The sequence below is a fragment of the Paraburkholderia podalyriae genome (assembly GCF_014397785.1).
Lineage (GTDB): Bacteria > Pseudomonadota > Gammaproteobacteria > Burkholderiales > Burkholderiaceae > Paraburkholderia > Paraburkholderia podalyriae.
In genome coordinates, this window is record NZ_VZQQ01000002.1 from 141,479 (window position 1) to 159,630 (window position 18,152).

Sequence of the window (18,152 nt, forward strand, 5' to 3'; positions counted from 1 at the left end):
GCGTCACGCGCTCTGACAGCGCAGGAACGCCGTGCCCTCATGGCCTCATTTCAGGAACCCGTCATGTGGATTGACCGGCTCGCGCTGCGCCGCCCTTATACCACTCCCGCTGGCTCCGAACACCCGGTACCCGGATCATCAGCACGTGAAAATTTTGTCAGCGCAGCCTGATTCTTTAGGCATCTGCACAATCGCATCTATGTTTTACGGCGCTTCTGTCGTGTCGAGAAGACGAGCTGCTTCACGCCGGGTCTCTTCGGCCTCGCGGGGTCGCCGGGTCTGGCTGAGGAGCGCACTGAGGTTGCCGAGTGTCCGTGCTTCATCCCGTCGGTAGGTCACGGGGTCATCTCGCGACAGAGTCCGGTAAAGGTCCAGCGCACTCCGGTAGGCGTCTTCCGCCTCGCGCGGACGCCCACTATGAGTGAACAGGACACCTAGATTGTTCAGCGTCCGCGCTTCGTCTTGCTCGTAGACAGCGGGGGTGTCCCGCACGAGCGAACGATAGATTTGCAAGGCTTCCTGATAAGCCTGCTGAGCCTCCTTCGGCCGTTGCGTGGCACGATAGAGCGCGCCAAGATTGCTGAGCGTGCGTGCCACGTCAGGCAGATAGAGTGCTGGACTCTTGCGGGCAAGCTGCTGCCGGATCGCGAGCGCTGCCTTGTAGGCATGCTTTGCTTCGTGGAATCGCTGCATGGAACTATAGAGGTTCCCGAGGTTGTTGAGCGTACGCGCGAGCGCCGGTCGATAGGCCGCGGGATTGCTGCGCGCGAGAGCCCGCTGGATCTCCAGTGCCTCGCGATAAGCCTGTTCCGCATCGCTCAGGCGTTGTGTAGCGTCGTACAGGATGCCGAGGTCGTTAAGCATTGTCGCGATTTCAGGCCGGTAGGTCGCGGGGTCGCGAGAGGCCAATGCACGATCGATGCTCAGCGCTTCGCGATATGCCTCCGCTGCCTCCGTCAGGCGCTGTGTATCGCGATACAGGGCACCGAGGTTATCGAAAGATTCTGCCACCGCGGAGCCGTAGGCCTGCGGGTTCTCCTTCGCGAGTAGCCAATAGATCTCCAGCGCCCGCAGGTAGGTAGCCTCCGCTTCCTTTGGCCGTTGCAGCCCAACGTAGACGTTACCAAGCTTCTCGAGCGTGCGCGCAATGTGGGGTTGGTAGGCTGCGGGATTCTCCTGTGCAAGCGCCTGATAGCGCGACAGCAGCGCGCGGTAAATCGGTTCTGCACGTTCAAACTCGCCTTGCTCAGCCAACGTGTCCGAAAACGCAGTCGCAGTGTCGGTGTTTTCCGGTTGCAACGAGTAGGCCCTTTCCAGATACGGCAGTGCGTTGCCCGGCGTGAAGCGCACCAGCTCGATTTCGCCAGCCTCATAACTACGCGCCGCGAGCACCTGCGCGGTTCCCTGTCTTTCTCCAAGCAGCTTCGTTAATCGCTGCGATGCACCGTCCAGATCGAAGCGCTCGAGCGCTTCATCGATTTGCAGTTCAAGAGGATCGGAACTCCGTGCGATCGACGATCTGCGCAGCAGATCGTCGTAACGCACACCCCATTGCCGGGCTTCGGCTACCGGGTCCGCGTCGGGCCGCGCGCTGATTTGCCCGGCAAGACGTTCAATAAGCGGTCCGACGTGGACGAACGCGGTATCGGCCCCGTGCTCAATACGGCCCGAACGCGCCTGTACGGCAGCCAGTATCAGGTTGGCGGCTCTCGCGAGCGAGACTATCTGCACATCGGCGAGTCCGGCGCCCTTCACCGAACGGTTCAATTCGGTAACCATGCGATTGAGGGCCCGGACGGGGATTCCACAATCGGCCTGTATTTTGAGGCCGTCTTTGACATCGACCTCGGAGAACGCCGGAGGACACGAACTCGCCGCAACCGCATCCAGGTATCCTCCGGACAATACGGCCATCGCCACGGCCGACAGAAACTTGCGCGCACTCATTTCCCGTCACGTTCGCCGCGAGTCGGCCTGCCCGGCTGCAGAGCAGAGGTTTTTCCAATGGAAAAAGGTACTGCACGCGGATCGGCGGTCGGGTCAGGCCCGCACGTGGATGCGATTGACGACGCCATCGATCGCATCCAGGCACCAGGCGTCCTGTTCCACCAGCCGTCTTTCGGCTTCGGTCGCCACCCACCCTGCCAGCGTGATCCGGTGATTTTCCACATTGATCGTGATCTGTTCAGCGCGCACACGCCGGTCGGCTTCGAGCACCAGGTGCAAGGCATCGGAAATCTCATCGTCGCCGTCCGCTTCGGCGGGCACCAGCTCCAGCAGGTTCACCACGTCGCGGCAGCCGCCGACCCACCAGGCAGTCACACTCGCGAGGCGCCGGTGAGACAGGCTGCTCACTTGCCCGGTCAAGGTCACCACGCCGTCCGCGACCGTCACTTCGACGACACCGCTGCCATCGTTGCCCGCCGGGTCCATCGTGCCGCGCAGTACTTCAAGCTGGCCCTTGACGCGCGCGCAGATCACGCAGTGGCGGAACTCCACCGCCTGCGCGAGCCGTTCGCAGATCCGCGTGCGCAGCTCGCCATCACCGACCGCCGGTTTGGCAGTGACACGCAGCTGATCGACCACACGTCTCCCCTCACTGTGTATCCGGGTCAAGCGAAGAAGGCGTTTCCTGGATGCGATATCCGGCACCTCGCCTGCCACGGTCAAGGCGTCGCCGTCCAAACTCATATGAATGGGATGATGGCGGAGCTTCAGGTGTGATTCGCGCTCGAAGGCTGCCATCACCGGCTTGAAGACCGCATCGCTGCGTTGCATGATCTGCCTCGCGCAAAGGTTGAGCGACGCAGTGCCCTTTATGCCGCACTGCGCAAGCGTTGCCGCGTCAGGCGGGCGCCGGTCAAGAAGATGACACACCCTGCATGCGCCGGGCGAAGTGTGCCCGCTCGGCTCGGTCCATCAGATCGAGGAATTGATCCGTACCCATGTGGATCAACGCTTCATGATCGCCGGCCTCGAAATAGACGTCCGGCTGGCGGGTGAGGCTCTCGTCAAGATAGGTTTGCATGCCATAGGCCGTACCGATCGGCGGCAACGCGCCTACGTTGCAGTCCTTGAACAGTTCTCGCAGATCGACCTCTTTGGCCAGCCAAAGTTGACGTCCGGTCTGTGCCCAGAGCGACGACAGGCGCACTGCGTAGGTGGAAGGCAGCACCGCCGCCACATAGCCGTGCTCGTCTTCAAGAAGCACGGTCTTGGCGAGGCGATCGCCGGGAATATGGGCTGCTGCCGCAGTTTCGACGCTGGAATGGCTGAGCGGATGACGCACGACTTCGTACTGGGAGCCTTTGCTGCGCAGGCAGTCCTGGAGAGTGGCAGACATCGACATGACGCACCTCCTCTGGAAGGAAACGAGAAATTGTTAAGCGGAACTCTTTTAGGATAGGTCGCTTTCGCCAGCGTGTGAAAGACCTGCGGTCGGCTGCGCGGCGACTGCGCGGGTGTGGCGGCGTGCAACGGCGATTCGCTTTCACGTCCCTTGGCCCACTCCTATCAGCTCTCGCAAAGCTTCTCGTTAGCCGTTGACCGAACCGCCTATCCCCATGGTTAACCACTAGCGGCTTGCGAGAGACGCGTCCGGGTTGGGCATTCGCCTGCGGCTCGACACAGCCTCCTTCGCGACTATGGTGTCGCACGGTGTAGCACACGCGACACGTCAACGCATCCCACATGATTGATTTTTAGAGACTTTTTCGATTGACAAGGACCGTGCTCCATATCGTGTGCCTTCCACTGTCGCACTCACGAGGTATCACGAAACTCGGTCTATTCGGCATGCCGCTCCACCTCCCCGCTCGTTCGCTCGGCGATACCATTGAAGAGGATGCGCAGTGGTTATTTACGTGGATGAGATCGGCTTCGACGAAGCATTTATTGGCGAACATTAAGCAGCGGTCCGTTATAGCTATTCCGGACCGACTGGTATCAGTTGTTTATCTTGGATCGGCTTGTGTTGTGCACTTGTTGCGGTTGCCCCTTCCGGGCCGCGCCTAATCGCGAGAGTCAGAATTGTTCCGATCGTCAAGTAGCATATCGTTCAGCCCGCGAGCAGATCGAACCATTGGCGATACGTTCTCTTTAGGATCTACCGCGAAATCCAGCAATACCTTTCGATCCTTCAATCTGATTGCTTCTGTCAGATTGCGAATATCGCTGAACATACTCGACGTGCCTAAGCTGCCTTACCACTGGCGCCACTTCGTCACTGCGAATTATTGAACGCCGGTTAGCCCGCGGCGCGAGCGAATTGAAAGCAGCAACAGAGGCAGCCTGAATCGACCGGTTGAATCGGCCTCCGCATCCTGCTGCTGCCAATCGTGATTCATAAAGCATATTTCGTGACTCTAATATTGAATGAAAACCTATTGAAGAACGTGCATTGAATGGCGTTCATTGGTGGTTAGAAAATGACTGATAGTCAGCGAATTCCTGAAGTTTATTCTTGACAATTCGATCTCCCTGATTACTCTTAGCAAAGCGTGGCAATATCTGAATCGCCTGCGCACAACCATTAAGGTCACGACTGTTCGGGGAGGTGCATTACGCAATCCACCGTCGATGGGTCGGTCTTGCGAAGTCAAGCTCGCAACATGTGATCTGGCAAGCTTCCACCGGCGTATAACGGAGGGGCTGCCATGGCTGCAAGTTCGATTCGCTGCGTATCATTGAACGCACTTGCCGGCGGCGCGCACCGGCAACCGGCGAATCCGCTGAGGACGCGGCATAAGCGGCTCAACCGCTTCAGCATCCTCCATGCGATCTGGCTCCTGGGCCTGTCACCCGTGCCGACATTGGCGCAGCAGACGGTCACCGAACGGCCCAATCTCTCTGGCAGTGAAACGATCAACACCATCGCTAACGGCGTCCTGGTTGTTGGCACTGACGGCACGAGCACCAACTTCTCCGGCACGATCAACAACGCTGGCACTGCGAGCGATCCAACTTCGCAACAAGGCCAGTTCGTCAAAACGGGAGCCGGGACACTGACGATCGACGGCGCAACGATCCGGGGCGGCTCCGCATTCGTGATTGGCGGTGGACTTGCGGTGACGAGCAGCAATGCCGCGATCGACTATCTTTCGCTGGGCCTGGGCAATGCCCCAACTGTTCCCGGTTCGACATCGTCTGGCACGTTGAACGTAAGCGGCGGCACGCTCACATTCAACTCCGCGCTTCAGGTCGGCGACTTTGGCGGCACCGGTACGGTTACGCAAACCGCTGGCAATGTCGTGTTTGGCACGCCGGGTACGCCGGTGTCGCTGAACCTCGGCAACCAGGGCGGGACCGGCACCTACAACCTGTCAGGCGGTACCGCCACGTTCGGCAACAGTGCCACCGACTTCATGACGCTCGGCCGAAACTCGGGAAGCAGCGCGCCGAGCAGCGGCACGCTCAACCTGAGCGGCGGCACCTTCAAGCTGGCGAACGGCGCGCTGTTCCTCGGCTCGAACCTCGTGTCGACCGCCGGCGAAGGCACTGGCACGATCAACCAGACCGGCGGGACCCTTGCGATCGGCGGCGCGTCGAGACTGTATCTCGCGGCGGCCGGCAACGGCACGTATAACCTGTCGGGCGGCACGCTGCAGATCGGCGGCAGCTCGCTGTTTGGCGACTACAACAATCTGGGCGGCATCTATGCATTCAATCTCGGCGGCGGAACGATACAGGTGGTGGGTTCGGCGCTGAGCGCAGGCGTCAACGCAACGCTGGTCGGCGGCACGACGTCGGCCATCGATACCAACGGCATCGGCGCGAGCTGGTCCGGCGTGCTATCGGGAAGCGGAGCACTGGCCAAGGTCGGCAGCGGCGTGCTGACGTTATCCGGCCATAACACCTTTACCGGTCCAACCATCGTCCGCAATGGCGTCCTTAATCTGACCGGCTCGTTGCAGTCGCCGGTCGACGTGGAGGCAAACGGAACTCTGGGCAGTACTGGAACGGTCTTCAACACCGTCACCAATGCAGGAACAGTTGAGCCTGGTTTCGGGCTGCCGCAGGGGCAATTCGGTGCGCTGACCGTCAACGACTATGTGGGCGACGGCGGCACGCTCGCGCTACGCACGTTTCTCGGAGCGGACGGCTCGCCGTCGGACAGGCTCATCATCAATGGCGGCAGCGCGGACCCTTCATCGGTGCACATCACGAATGCAGGCGGCTCCGGTGGGTTGACGACGGGAAATGGCATTCTCGTCGTGCAGGCGACCAACGGTGGCACCACGGCGCCGGACGCCTTTACGCTCGCCGGCGAGGCGCGCGGTGGCGCCGACGACTATCGGTTGTATCGCGGCGGCCTCAACGGCAGCAATCCGGAGGACTGGTTCCTGCGCTCGACCTTCATCGTGCCGCCCCCTCCGGGGGAACCGGAAGAGGAGCCAGAGATAGGACCTGGCACCGAGCCCCCGCCGGAACCGTTGCCGCCGGGCGTCTATCCGATCATCGGGCCGGAACTGGCCACCTATGGCGTAGTTCAACCGGTCGCCCGGCAGATGGGTGTCGAGATGCTCGGTACGCTGCATGAGCGCATCGGCGACTCGCTCACGACGGAGAATGGTGGCGCCGGTGGCTCGGGCTGGGCACGCTCCGCCTGGGGACGCGTGTTCGGCGGGCAGATCGACAACCGCTACGGGGCCTTCGCTGACCCGCGCGCGAGCGGCGGAGTCGGAGGTTTGCAGACCGGTCTCGACGTATGGCGCGGAAGCTTGTTGCCCGGTCATCGCGACGCTGCAGGCGTCTACTTTGCATACGCCTACGGCAGTGCAGATGTCGATGGCCTGGTCACCAACGCGGCGGCAACCGGATACGCGCTGGAGCACACCGGCTCGATGCATCTGAATGCGTATACCGGCGGTGGCTACTGGACGCACTACGGCCCCAGTGGCTGGTATCTCGATGCGGTCGTGCAGGGTACGTACTACGACGGCGGCGCGACCACGCAATTTGCGAGTCTGCCGGTCCGGGGTACGGGCTTCGCGACATCCCTGGAGGGGGGCTATCCGATCCCGCTGCCGCTCGGCCCGGGTTTCGAACTGGAGCCGCAGGCGCAGATCATCTGGCAGCATGTGTCGTTCAACGATGCGAACGATGGTCTGGGTGAAGTCGCCCTCGGCTCGACTTCGGGTGCGAGTGGCCGGCTCGGCGTGCGCGGCAAGTGGACCATCGAAGGCAGCCATGAGACGGTGTGGCAGCCGTATGTGCGCGCCAACCTGTGGCGGGATTTCAATGCCCAGGCCACCACGACCTTCGCCAATGATCCGGTGCCGCTGAATGTGCAGGCCACGCGACTGGAGTTCGCCGGCGGTGTCACCGCGAAGATCAAGGATCGGCTGAACCTATACGGACAGTTCGGCTACCAGTTCGCCGTGAGTGGAAACAGCAATGTCCGCCGTAGTGGGGTCAAGGGCGATCTCGGCGTGCGCTATGTCTGGTAGGCGTCTGCTTTGCCCCATCAATGTCGTGACCGGCGCAATCAAAGGTGCCGCGTTTGCGTAGGCGGATTGCCCCAGTCGTCGTGTAGCCCATCGCGATAGGTGACTGGCGCATTCAGTGCCGCGTCGAGATCGAGTTCATCGATGCACATGATGTTCACGTTGATATACGAATACCCGGTGCCGTTCGGCATATCGATGCGATCGAATACGTGGACCCCGCAGCGTTTGCAGAACGGGTGATGCCCGACCCGATTGTTACCCTGATATTCGCTCAGCGCGGCTTCGTCGCAGAGCAGACGAAAGTCTTCCCGGCGAACCTGCACGTGCCAGAATCGCAGCCTGCTGCAGTAGCTGCAATTGCATTTCGACGTGCCGTTGTCGAAGTCGATGCGAGCTTCGAACTTGACGAGTTGGCAATGGCAACTGCCGAGGTACGTGCGCAGCATGGGGTTCTCCGAGGTTGAGGGCCGCTGCAATTATGGACGGCACGACTTCGTGCTGCCAATGCACGAACCAGCACAACCCTCGCGGTAATGGCGGTCGCGCAGCGCCCGCCCTCCAAAAAAGTGCCTGTTCGCTATCGCATAAAAACATGTAGGATACTGTATATCCATACAGGTATTTTCGTAAATGACAGCCGCCCTGCCAGCACCGGAAGCCATTCACCCATCGTTGTGGCGGGCGTCCCAGCTTGGCGCTGGCCGCGGCCGCAGCGTCGATACCGGCTATCCGGCCTTGTCGGCGGAATTGCCCGGCGGCGGCTGGCCGCTGGGCGCGCTGGTCGATCTGCTCGTGCAGCAGGCCGGCGTCGGCGAACTGCGGTTGTTGCAGCCGGCGCTCAGCGCCGTCGGCGAGCGTCCGCTCGCCTTCGTGCAACCGCCGCATACACCGGACGGCCTCGGGCTCAACTACATCGGCCTGTCGCTGCAGCAGGTGCTGTGGATCAATGCGCCGAAAACCGCCGACGCGCTGTGGTCGGCCGAGCAGATCCTGCGCGCCGGCAGTTGCGGCGCGCTGATCTTCTGGGCGCAGTACGCGCAGGCGTCGTCGCTGCGCCGTCTGCATCTGGCCGCGCAATCGTCGGAGACGCTTTTCATCATGGTGCGGCCGCTCGCCACCGCGCAAGATGCATCGCCCGCGCTGCTGCGGCTCGCGCTCAGGCCATCGGCCGAAGGTCTCACCATCGACATCGTGAAACGACGAGGGCCCGCTCGCGCAGAGCCCCTGTCGATTCCCCTTCAACCCACCCCCGTTCTGCTTTCCCGACATGCGCGTCTTTCTCGCCGTTCATCTGCCAAAGTTGCCGCTCGAGGTCTTCAGACCGAAGTGGTCGCCTGAGCCCGCGCATGGCTGCGCGGTGCTGGAGAAAGACAAAGTGGTGATGGCCGACCCTGCCGCGCGCTCGGCAGGCGTGCGTCCCGGCATGAAGCGCGGCGGCGTGCTGACGCTGTCGCCGCAAACCGGCATGTATGAGCGCGATGGCGGCCGCGAGGCGGCGGCCCATCGCGAGGTGGGCATCGCGCTGATGCGCTTCTCGCCCGAAGTCGCGCTGCTCGATGAGGCGACGGTCGTCGTCGAGATCGGCGCGAGTCTGCGGCTCTTTGGCGGCCTGCTCGCGCTGTGTCGCGATGCGAAGGCCATCCTCGACGCGCTCGGCTTCACCGCGCGCATCAGTGCCGCGCCGACCGGCCAGGGCGCGTGGCTGCTCGCGAAGTATGGCAACCGCCGTGTGCTGAAGCTCGCGTCGCTCGAACGGCGTCTGTCCGCCCTGCCGATGCTCGCCGTGCCCGAAGTGCGCCCGTTCGCCGACTGGTTCACCGGCCTCGGTTGCGAGCGCATCGCCGATCTGCGCCGCCTGCCCCGCGCCGGCTTGCAGCGCCGCTGCGGAGAACATCTGCTCGACTCGCTCGACCGCGCGTTCGGGACCGCGCCCGAACTGTTCGACTGGCTCGAACTGCCGCCCACGTTCTCGGCGCGCATCGAGATGCCCGATCGGCTCGAGCACGCGGATGGCGCGGTGTTCGGCGCACAGCGGCTCGTCGTGCAACTGTGCGGATGGCTGTGCGCAAAGCAGCTCGCGCTCACCGGCATTCGCCTGTCGCTCGAACACGAGCGCGGACGCGCTGCGATCGAGCCGACCACGATCGACATCGCACTCGGCGAGCCGAGCTGGCGCGAAGAACATCTGATGCGCCTGCTGAAGGAGCGGCTGCATCGTATCGAGCTCGCCGCGCCCGTGATTGCATTGCGGCTCGATGCATCGAACGTCGAGTCGGCCGCGCCCACGTCCGACACGCTGTTTCCCGAACCGGGCGGCTCGAAGGAGGATCACGAGCGCCTGCTCGAACTACTGGTCGCGCGGCTCGGCGACGAGAACGTGCTGAAACCCGCGCCGAGCGCCGATCACCGGCCGGAGATTGCGAACCGCTGGCTGCCGGTCTCGCAGCCGCTCAAGCCCGCGCCGCTGCCGCAGAATCTGCCCCGCCCGACGTGGATGCTCGACACGCCGGTGCGTCTGCTGATGCGCCAGCACCGTCCGTTCTATGGCTCGCCGTTGCGCATGGTGTCGCCGGGCGAGCGCATCGAGAGCGGCTGGTTCGACAGCGAACTCGTCACGCGCGATTACTTCGTCGCGCAGGCGGACGACCAGAGCTGCTACTGGATCTACCGCGAACGGGTGAGCAGCCGCGACGCGGAAGAAGAGCAACGCTGGTATCTGCATGGCCTGTTCGGCTGACAGGCGCGGATGAGCGGCCATGGATACCACCTTCGCGATGCTGCCGGCGTATGCCGAGCTGTTCTGCTTTTCCAACTTCACGTTTCTGCGGGGCGCGTCGCACGCCGAGGAACTCGCCGAGCGTGCCGCGCAACTCGGCTACTCCGCGCTCGCGATCACCGATGAATGCTCGCTCGCGGGAGTCGTGCGCGCGCATGTCGCGGCGAAAGAAGCGAAGCTGCCGTTTATCGTCGGCTCGTATTTCCGGCTCGTCAATGCCGATGGTTCGCCGGCGTTCGGCCTGATCCTGCTCGCCCGCAACCGCAACGGCTACGGCAATCTGTCCGAGCTGATCACGCTGGCGCGCATGCGCGCGCCCAAGGGCGAATACCGGCTCACGCCGCAGGATCTGTCGCGGCCGGAGAAGGCGTATCGCCACCTGCTCGGCATGCCCGACTGCCTCGCGATTCTCGTGCCGGATTTCCCGGCCAGCGAAGACGCGCTCGACGCGCAGGTCGAATGGCTCGACGAAACGTTCACCGGCCGCGCATGGGTCGGCCTCGTGCTCCATCAACGCGCGATGGACGACCTGCATCGCGGCGCGGTCGAGTTCGTCGCGCGCAGCCGGGATGTGCCCGTCGTCGCGCTCGGCGAAGTCGTGATGCACGTGCGCTCGCGCAAGCCGCTGCAGGACACGATGACCGCGATCCGTGTCGGCAAACCGGTCCATCAGTGCGGCTATGATCTCGCGCCGAACGCCGAGCAGCATCTGCGCTCGAGGTTGCGGCTCGCCAACCTGTACCCGGAAGACGCGCTGGCCGCGACGCTCGACATCATGAGCCGCTGCACGTTTTCGCTCGACGAGTTGCGCTACGAGTATCCCGACGAACTGGTGCCGCCCGGCCATACGCCGGCCTCGTATCTTCGCCAGGAGACCTACATCGGCGCGCAGCGGCGTTTTCCGGCGGGCATTCCGCATCACGTTCAGCAGCAGATCGAGCACGAACTCGAACTGATCGCGGACTTGCAGTACGAGCCGTATTTCCTGACGGTCTACGACATCGTCCGCTTCGCGCGCAGTCAGCACATTCTGTGTCAGGGACGCGGGTCGGCCGCGAACTCGGCGGTCTGCTACTGCCTCGGCGTGACCGAAGTGGACCCCGCGCGCGGCAACATGCTGTTCGAGCGCTTCATCAGCAAGGAGCGCGGCGAGCCGCCCGATATCGACGTCGACTTCGAGCATCAGCGGCGCGAAGAAGTGATCCAGTACATCTATCGCAAGTACGGCCGCGACCGGGCCGCGATCGCGGCGGCGGTGTCGACCTATCGTCCGCGTGGCGCGCTGCGGGAAACCGGCAAGGCGCTCGGCGTCGATCCGCAGATCGTCGACGCGGTCGCGAAGTCGCATCACTGGTTCGATACCAGTCGCGATCTGCTCGCACGCTTCGCGGAATCCGGCCTCGATCCGGACCAGCCCTTGATTCAGGCATGGGCGAAGCTCGCCTCGCAACTGCTGAATTTTCCGCGCCACCTGTCGCAGCATTCGGGTGGCTTCGTAATCAGCCGCGGCAAGCTCACGCGGCTCGTGCCGGTGGAAAACGCGGCGATGGCGGACCGCTCGGTGATCGAGTGGGACAAGGACGATCTCGAATCATTGGGCTTGCTCAAGGTCGACGTGCTCGCGCTCGGCATGCTGTCCGCGATCCGGCGCACGCTCGACCTCGTTTCGGAACAGCGTGGAGAACGCTTCGAAATGCAGGACATCCCCGCCGAAGATGAGGCGACCTACGCGATGATTTCGGCCGCCGATACGGTCGGCGTGTTCCAGATCGAATCACGCGCGCAGATGAGCATGCTGCCGCGCATGCAGCCGCGCAAGTTCTACGACCTCGTGATCGAAGTTGCGATCGTGCGGCCCGGTCCGATTCAGGGCGGCGCCGTGCATCCCTATCTGCAGCGCCGTCAGGGCTTCGAGCCCGTGACCTATCCGAGCGACGCGTTGAAGACCGCGCTGGGCCGCACACTCGGCGTGCCGATCTTCCAGGAGCAGGTGATGCAGGTGGCGATTCTCGCGGCCGGCTTCACCGCCGGCGAAGCCGACCAGCTGCGACGCGCGATGGCCGCGTGGAAACGCAAAGGCGGACTCGAAAAATACTACGACCGTATCGTGCTCGGCATGCAGGAGCGCGGTTACGACCAGGCCTTCGCGGAAGCGATCTTCGAGCAGATCAAGGGCTTCGGCGAATACGGTTTCCCCGAAAGTCACGCGGCCAGTTTCGCGTTGCTCGTCTATGCGAGCAGCTGGCTCAAGTGTCACGAACCGGAGGCCTTTCTCGCCGCGATGCTGAACAGCCAGCCGATGGGCTTCTATTCGCCGTCGCAACTGGTTCAGGATGCGCAGCGGCATGGCGTCACGGTGTTGCCGGCCGATGTGACGATCAGCGGTTGGGATTCATCGCTCGAACACCGTGCGGGCGCGACACGCCCCGCCGTGCGTCTCGGTCTTTCGCTGCTGCGCGGCATGAAGGACGGCGCCGCGGAACGAATCGAGAACGCGCGCGCGGTTCGTCCGTTCGCGAGCGTCAACGATCTCGCGCGCCGCGCGCAACTCGATCGCAAAGACCTGCATGCGCTCGCGGACGCGAATGCGTTGGCATCGCTCGCGGGAAACCGCCGCGAAGCGCTGTGGCAGTCGGTCGTCGCGGTGCCGGACAAGGATATGCTCGCGGCCGCGGCGACGCAGGACGAAACGCCCCAACTGGGCGCACCGAGCGAAGCGAACGACATCGTCGCCGACTATCGCTCGCTCGGCCTGACGCTCAACCGCCATCCGCTGGAACTGCTCAGGCCGCAGTTGCTCGCGAACCGGCTGATGCCGGCCTCGACGCTGCGGACCTATCGCGACGGCCGCCTCGCGCGCGGCTGCGGACTGGTGACGGTGCGTCAGCGTCCCGGCACGGCCAAGGGCGTCGTGTTCGTCACGCTCGAAGACGAGACGGGCAACGTCAATGTGATCATCTGGCCGAGTCTGCTCGAAAAACAGCGCAAAGAAGCGTTGGGCGCCGCACTGCTCGCCGTGTACGGCACATGGCAGTGTCAGGGAGAAGTACGGCACCTCGTGGCGCAGCGGCTGGTCGACATGTCTCATCTGCTGGGCGAGTTGCAAACGACGAGCAGAAACTTCTGCTGACGCGAGCGCGCAAATGCGTATCATCGGAACAGCAAACGGAGGCATCCATGTGCTATTCGGCTCAGATTCTGGCGGACTACCGGCGCTATGTCCGCATGTTCGGCGCGCAGATGAGCATCGAGGAATTCGCGCGTCTTTTCTTCGAACGCGCGCAGGACGGTCAGGCCAAAATTCCCAAAGCGATGGAAGACGCCTTCTCCGAACCGCAGTCCGACGCGGAACGGGAAATCTGGGCGCTGATCGAACGCTTCAGATCGCGGCAGACGGTGAAGCTCGAACAGGAACTGTTCAAACAGCGCACCCGCTTCGCCGATGCCGAGCGCTCGCTGCAAATCAAACCCACCAAGGCGGCGACCGGGAGCAAACGGATCGCAAAAGACAAGATCGAGCGCACGCTCGAGCGACTCGACGAACTCCGGCGAATCGATCCCAAAGCAGACGACTCGCGCATCTTTCCAGGCTACTACGCGCCTGTGATGGTGATGGAAAACGGCCAGCGCGTCGTCAAGCCGATGCGCTATCAGTGCCGCGTTGCTGGCAAGCCCGCATCGTACGACGCTCGCTATCCCGGCACGTACAACGCTCGTCGGGACAGTCTCGAAGGTTTCTGGAAAGCGCTATTCGGCTATTCGCATGGACTTGTGCTGGCCAGCGCCTTCTATGAGAACGTGTCGCGCGCGCGGATGGAAGGCCGTGAGCTCGCACCCGGCGAGAAAGATGAAAATGTCCGGCTCGAGTTCAGCCCCAATCCGCCACACGACATGCTGGTCGCATGCTTATGGTCCCGCTGGAGCGGCCAAGGTGAGCCGGATTTATTGTCGTTCGCCGCAATCACCGACGATCCGCCACCCGAGGTTGCCGCCGCCGGGCATGATCGCTGCATCATTCCGATCAAGCCTGAGCATATCGACGCGTGGTTGAATCCCGATCCGCGCGATCTGCAAACGCTGTACGCGATTCTCGATGATCGGGATCGGCCGTTCTACGAGCATCGGATCGCGGCGTGAACGCGCCACGCGGGAACTTGAACCTCATTCACGAATCACCTGAATACGCCCCGCCTTGATTGCCGCCTTCAAAACCGTCCAGTCCGCTTCATTCTGTTCCGCGTAAGCGAGCGCGAATTGCACGACGGCTTCGTCGAATGTATCCGACTTTCCGACATATCCACAGAGCAACGCCGGATCGCCGGCTTTCGCCATCGAATGGGCCAGCGCGTGAGCGCACGACACCGCGTATTCGCCGAGATCTTCGACGTCGAACGTGGTGAAGTCGAACGCGCCCTTCATGTCGCGCAATTGCCGCACATAGAAGTCATTGCCCGTGTGACGCATCTTCGACCAGCCGAGAAAAATGTCGCTGGCCGACTGCAGCAGACGCTGCCCGTTCACCACGCGCTGGCCGTGATTCGGATAACGGCTCGGCGGCAGGTAGCCCTCCAGCACGGAAGCCCGGGCCTCCTTCAGTTGCAGGAACAGTGGACACTCTGCGTCGGCCATGAACAGCGCCTCGTAACAACGCGTTCCCACCGACCCGATACCCACGACGCGAATGGCGACATCCACCAGTTCATAGCGATCGAACAGCGCGCGCCTGTCATCGGCAAGCGTCAAACGGTAGTCGGCGAAGAAGCGCCGTACCATCGCCTGATACTGTTTCTGTTCGTGCGGGTTCTCGAGCGGGACGTGGTACACGAGCGGGGGTACGTCCTTGATGCGAAGCTTGCCGTTCACAATCTCGGTCGTGTGAGTCATCACGGAGCGCGACGACTGCTGCCGCGCTTTTTCGATGACAGCCAGCTCTTTCTTTCTCTCCTCCACCGAATCGGCAATCGCCAGCATGCTCGCCGCCTTGAACTGACAGTACCAGACGTCGAGCGTGTCCATGCTGCTCAATTCGGCGAGCCGTTGCCGGAAGGTCTCGCATAGCCGGCGCACTACGCCGCGCTGGTCGCGAGTCGCAAAGCCGCGTTCGCGCGCGGCAATCACGAACGAGGCGGCGAGCCTGCGCACGTCCCAGTCAAATGGGCCCGGCAGGGTTTCGTCGAAGTCGTTGGGTCCGAAAAGAATGCGCCGCTCCGGACTCGCGAATAGTCCGAAATTGGCCAGATGCGCGTCGCCGCCCAGTTGCACGGTCACGTTGGAATGCGGCAGCTTCGACAGGTCGTGTGCCATCAGCGGCGCGGCGCCCCGATAGAATGCGAACGGACTCGCGACCATGCGCCCGTAGCGGATCGGGATCAGCTCCGGCACCCGGCCCACGTTGGACGCGTCGAGCAAAGCGATGGGATCGCGAGCCTCGATCTTGCAGGTCGCCAGCTCCCCGCGCGGCGCCTTTCTGCGCGCCGCTTTGCCCTGCTCGACGCGCGCGGCCAGCGAGCCACGCCCCGCGAACAGCGTGGACGGATCTTCTTGCGCCGCCAGGGTCCCCGGATCGGTGCGATCCGTGGCGGGCTGGGTGGGTTTTGCAGCAGAGGAATCAGACACGCGTCACTCCTTTTTCGATTCAGGATCAGGCGGCCTGACGCCAGAGAATCGCGCCGGCTTCATTGTCGACAAAACGCGGCGTTTCACTACTATTGAACCCGATCCTGAAATATTCAATTGGACTATGGTCTCATAGCCGCGAGCCGCCCGAAGTTCAACCGATCGACGACAACCATGGAGACCACCGTGAGATTGATGGCCATCGTCGCAGCCCTTCTCGCCTTGATGCTTGCCGCGCCAGTTCTCGCCGCCGAGGTCGGCTTCGAGGAGGTCGGAATACCTGATGGCGCCGAGCCGCCGCTCACTGCGGGAATCTGGTATCCGACCGATGCGCCGGCAACGCCGCACGCGTTGGGCAATGTCACCCAGACCGTCGCGCCCGACGCTCCTATCGCGGGCCGTCAACTGCCGCTGGTGGTGCTGTCGCACGGGGGCGCAGGCTGGTACGGCAGCCATTACGACACGGCTCTCGCGCTGGCCCGCGCGGGCTTCGTCGCGGCGGCGGTCAGTCACGCCGGCGACACTTTCGATGACCAGAGCCGCGTGCTGCAACTGTGGCGCCGTCCCGCCCAGCTTCATCGGCTGGTGGATTACATGCTCGACGATTGGCGTGGGCACGAGCGGCTGGATGCGAACCGCGTCGGCGCGTTTGGCTTTTCCAACGGCGGCTTCACCGTGCTGGTGGCCGCCGGCGGCGCGCCGAATCTTTCAAAAATTGCGCCGTTTTGCGAAGTCCACGCGGAGCATGACCTGTGCGAAGCTTTGCGGCATGCGGGCGTCGACGTCCATTTCGGCGCGAATGTTCGCGCCGGCGTCTGGGTCCACGATGCGCGCATCAAGGCCGTCGTCATCGCGGCGCCCGCGTTCGGATTTGCTTTCGGCCGCGCGGGCTTGAGCGGCGTGCGCGCCCCGGTTCAGCTGTGGAGCGCCGTCGACGATCGGCATCAACCGCATCCCTGGTACGACGAGCCGATACGGGACCGACTGCCCCGCGCTCCCGACTATCGCGTGGTGGTCAACGCAGGCCACTACGACTTCCTGCCACCCTGCGATGCGCGTCTTGCGCGGATGCGGCCAGAGATCTGCGGCAGCGCACCCGGCTTCGACCGGGCGGCGTTCCATCGACGATTCAACGCCGATGTGGTGCGCTCGTTCGAGTCGATGCTGCGATAGGAAAGACTGCCGCGCGACGGCGTCATCGACTTCGCCGATGCCAGCCAGGGCCGCGCCGATTTAACCGAATTCGTCGTGTTGCGGCAGTTGGTCAGTGATGCAATACCACGGTGCCTTTGAACCTACAAAAATGTGGGCGGTAGCGGATACGGTGGGTGAGTCCGTGAGTGTTCCCAGTGTGACGTGAACGTACTGCCCCTGACGGACCACCGAGAACATAAGGCTTCCGCATATTTTGCAGCGCACATCGTGCGACGCTCGCTCGTCGCCGAAAATCAACAGGCTGTCTTCGCCGCGAGTGATGCGCAGCTTGTCGCGCTCGATTCCCGCGAATGGTTTGAACGCCGAGCCGGTTGCGCGCCGACAGTTTGAACAGTGGCAGTTCAACGCATAGACGAATTCGTCCTCTACCGAGTAATGGACAGCACCGCAAAGGCATCGGCCGGCAAGCAATCGTTTCATGGCTGCTCGTGAACACAAGGCACGTCGCAAATGGATTGGATAGTAAAGCAGCGCGATCCGTGCCGCTAGCGCCTGAAAATAACCTGCGCCGTGCCGACCTCGATCGGAGCAGAGGTGTGCTGGTGAACAATCTTCCATCCATCGGCTTGCAGCCTCAGTGTCATGGTCAGGCGATTGTCCATCGAACGCAGTTCCAGGCCGTCGGCGTCGACGGCTTTATACGTCGCGAAGGCGTGAACAACGGCGAGGTCCGCGGCGACGATCGTTTGCGCCGCGCTGAAGTTCACGTTCACACGTTCTGCACCCAGCGAACCGAACCAGCCCTCCACCATGGCCCGCCACGACGCGATACCGTGGTACGACCATGAGCCCCACATGTCGAAGACCACGGCCTCCCGGTCGTATAGCGCGACGAACGAGTCCACGTCTTTTGCCCATACCGCGGCCTGGTAGTCTTCCAGGACTTGCAGAACCGGATTGTCGAGTTTGTTCACGGCGTGTTCTCCTGAGCGGGATCGAGATGGCGGCCAGAACTGGCGCAAACAGCGGATCCGAAGTTCCTGACCGATTGTCTTACCGGGTAACGACGATCGACGAACCACCCGCTCGACATCCTGCGGAATAGATCTTCGATGCGATATTGCGTTGCATTGATCAGATCGCGTGCACGTCGCGGG

At 62.9% G+C, this 18,152-nt stretch carries 13 protein-coding genes; 6 read left to right on the plus strand and 7 right to left on the minus strand.

Annotated elements, in window-relative coordinates; all coding sequences use genetic code 11:
- Window positions 1–204 precede the first annotated feature (204 nt).
- From F6X42_RS02895 to F6X42_RS02905, 3 genes are all read right to left on the minus strand, one after another.
- Window positions 205–1,947: a tetratricopeptide repeat protein gene (locus tag F6X42_RS02895; protein ID WP_187632761.1), complete on the minus strand. Its 1,743-nt coding sequence runs from the start codon at window positions 1,945–1,947 to the stop codon at window positions 205–207.
- A gap of 93 nt (window positions 1,948–2,040) precedes the next feature.
- Window positions 2,041–2,778 (minus strand): BON domain-containing protein, encoded by a 738-nt coding sequence (locus F6X42_RS02900; RefSeq protein WP_187632762.1) that lies wholly within the window; start codon window positions 2,776–2,778, stop codon window positions 2,041–2,043.
- Between the two features lie 82 nt (window positions 2,779–2,860).
- Window positions 2,861–3,349, minus strand: coding sequence for an aminoacyl-tRNA deacylase (locus tag F6X42_RS02905; protein WP_187632763.1), 489 nt, complete (start codon window positions 3,347–3,349; stop codon window positions 2,861–2,863).
- A 1,306-nt stretch (window positions 3,350–4,655) separates the two neighbouring features.
- On the opposite strand from F6X42_RS02905, the gene F6X42_RS02910 reads away from it, so the two are divergent.
- A complete protein-coding gene (locus tag F6X42_RS02910) occupies window positions 4,656–7,448 on the plus strand; it encodes an autotransporter family protein (RefSeq protein WP_222945463.1) in 2,793 nt (930 codons plus the stop codon).
- Window positions 7,449–7,486: 38 nt separating this feature from the next.
- On the opposite strand, the gene F6X42_RS02915 is transcribed toward F6X42_RS02910, so the two are convergent.
- Complete coding sequence (locus tag F6X42_RS02915; RefSeq protein WP_187632764.1) at window positions 7,487–7,894, minus strand: GFA family protein; 408 nt, start codon at window positions 7,892–7,894, stop codon at window positions 7,487–7,489.
- A 184-nt stretch (window positions 7,895–8,078) separates the two neighbouring features.
- On the opposite strand from F6X42_RS02915, the gene imuA reads away from it, so the two are divergent.
- Genes imuA through F6X42_RS02935 form a run of 4 tightly spaced genes read left to right on the plus strand, consistent with a single transcriptional unit; the run spans window position 8,079 to window position 14,361 of the window.
- Window positions 8,079–8,786: a translesion DNA synthesis-associated protein ImuA gene (imuA, locus tag F6X42_RS02920; protein ID WP_187632765.1), complete on the plus strand. Its 708-nt coding sequence runs from the start codon at window positions 8,079–8,081 to the stop codon at window positions 8,784–8,786.
- Window positions 8,716–10,185: a Y-family DNA polymerase gene (locus F6X42_RS02925; protein ID WP_187632766.1), complete on the plus strand. Its 1,470-nt coding sequence runs from the start codon at window positions 8,716–8,718 to the stop codon at window positions 10,183–10,185. The genes imuA and F6X42_RS02925 overlap by 71 nt, the downstream gene beginning before the upstream one ends.
- Before the next feature lie 19 nt (window positions 10,186–10,204).
- Complete coding sequence (locus F6X42_RS02930) at window positions 10,205–13,354, plus strand: error-prone DNA polymerase (RefSeq protein ID WP_187632767.1); 3,150 nt, start codon at window positions 10,205–10,207, stop codon at window positions 13,352–13,354.
- A 47-nt stretch (window positions 13,355–13,401) separates the two neighbouring features.
- Complete coding sequence (locus tag F6X42_RS02935; RefSeq protein WP_187632768.1) at window positions 13,402–14,361, plus strand: SOS response-associated peptidase family protein; 960 nt, start codon at window positions 13,402–13,404, stop codon at window positions 14,359–14,361.
- Between the two features lie 24 nt (window positions 14,362–14,385).
- On the opposite strand, the gene F6X42_RS02940 is transcribed toward F6X42_RS02935, so the two are convergent.
- Window positions 14,386–15,840 (minus strand): DUF2252 domain-containing protein, encoded by a 1,455-nt coding sequence (locus tag F6X42_RS02940; protein ID WP_187632769.1) that lies wholly within the window; start codon window positions 15,838–15,840, stop codon window positions 14,386–14,388.
- A gap of 195 nt (window positions 15,841–16,035) precedes the next feature.
- On the opposite strand from F6X42_RS02940, the gene F6X42_RS02945 reads away from it, so the two are divergent.
- The gene (locus F6X42_RS02945; protein ID WP_246529944.1) at window positions 16,036–17,013 is read left to right on the plus strand and encodes an alpha/beta hydrolase family protein; all 978 of its coding nucleotides are present in this window, start codon (window positions 16,036–16,038) and stop codon (window positions 17,011–17,013) included.
- A gap of 60 nt (window positions 17,014–17,073) precedes the next feature.
- Here the strand turns inward: F6X42_RS02945 and F6X42_RS02950 are convergent, their stop codons facing one another.
- Together F6X42_RS02950 and F6X42_RS02955 are read right to left on the minus strand one after the other, a co-directional pair.
- A complete protein-coding gene (locus F6X42_RS02950) occupies window positions 17,074–17,475 on the minus strand; it encodes a GFA family protein (RefSeq protein WP_187632771.1) in 402 nt (133 codons plus the stop codon).
- 65 nt (window positions 17,476–17,540) lie between these two features.
- Window positions 17,541–17,969 (minus strand): YybH family protein, encoded by a 429-nt coding sequence (locus tag F6X42_RS02955; protein ID WP_187632772.1) that lies wholly within the window; start codon window positions 17,967–17,969, stop codon window positions 17,541–17,543.
- Window positions 17,970–18,152: the final 183 nt, after the last annotated feature.